At 43.4% G+C, this 970-nt stretch carries 1 protein-coding gene; it reads right to left on the bottom strand.

The window, feature by feature from the left end; all coding sequences use genetic code 11:
* Positions 1-970 (bottom strand): DUF7507 domain-containing protein (locus D0X99_RS20295; RefSeq protein ID WP_119479696.1); only part of this gene is annotated, 970 nt, incomplete at both ends.

Genomic DNA, 970 nt, shown 5'->3' with positions numbered 1-970 from the left:
ATTCATATCCGCCAAGGTTACTACATACTGGGTATTCACCGCCTGGCTTGCTCCCGGATTCAACGTGCCCACGTTCTGGTTCAATCCCGTCTTCGGATCCGTTACCGTCACGTTACTCAAGGTCACATTGCCCGTGTTGGTCACTGTCAGCGTATAGACAATCACATCGCCAACCGCATCCACTGTAGCCACATTCGAAACCTTGTTCAGGTTGATCGATGCCCGCTGGATGGCAGAAACAATCTCGGAAGCTTTCTCCTCAATTTCTCCAACTTTTGCCGTAGCTGTATTCACAACTTGGCCATCTTCAATATCATCCTGAGAAATAGTGTAGGATGTTTCAAAAACTTCAGAATCTCCAGGAGAAAGGACTGAAATAAGTTCATCCAAACCTGTCAAAGGATCGGAAACCTCAATCTCATTAAGAGTTATATTTCCGGTATTGGTTACGGTAATTGTGTAGGTAATCACATTACCTACTGCATCATAAGTCTTATTATCAGCCACCTTGGTAATATCCAAGAAAGGATTCTGATCTGCATTTATGATTTCGGATGCAGTTTTTTCAATTTCTCCAAAAGAAGCTGTAGCAGTATTTGTTACGAATCCTTCGTCCAAATCAACTTGAGTTATCAAGTAGGTAGTTACCAGAACACTTTCATCGCCAGGAGCAAGGCTTTCTATTGTCTCATCCAATCCAGTCAATGGGTCTGTCACTACAATACCTTTTAAGGTAACATTACCAGTATTTTTTACTGTAATAGTATAGTCAACCTCCTCATCTACGGCACTGTATGTTTGAATATCAGCAACTTTTGTAATCGTATAGTCAAAGGTTTGATTTGCCGTAGCCGTTTCGCTGTCTTGGTTCGAAGTCACTTCGTTGCCACTCGCGGTAGCTGTGTTGGTCACACTGCCGTTGTCAAGGTCTGCCTGGGTGATCGTGTAGTTCGCTGTCGCAGTCACACTT

The sequence above is a fragment of the Algoriphagus lacus genome, from assembly GCF_003583985.1.
Lineage (GTDB): Bacteria > Bacteroidota > Bacteroidia > Cytophagales > Cyclobacteriaceae > Algoriphagus > Algoriphagus lacus.
Note: the sequence above shows the minus strand (reverse complement) of the source record. Positions and strands in the feature narration are given on the sequence as shown.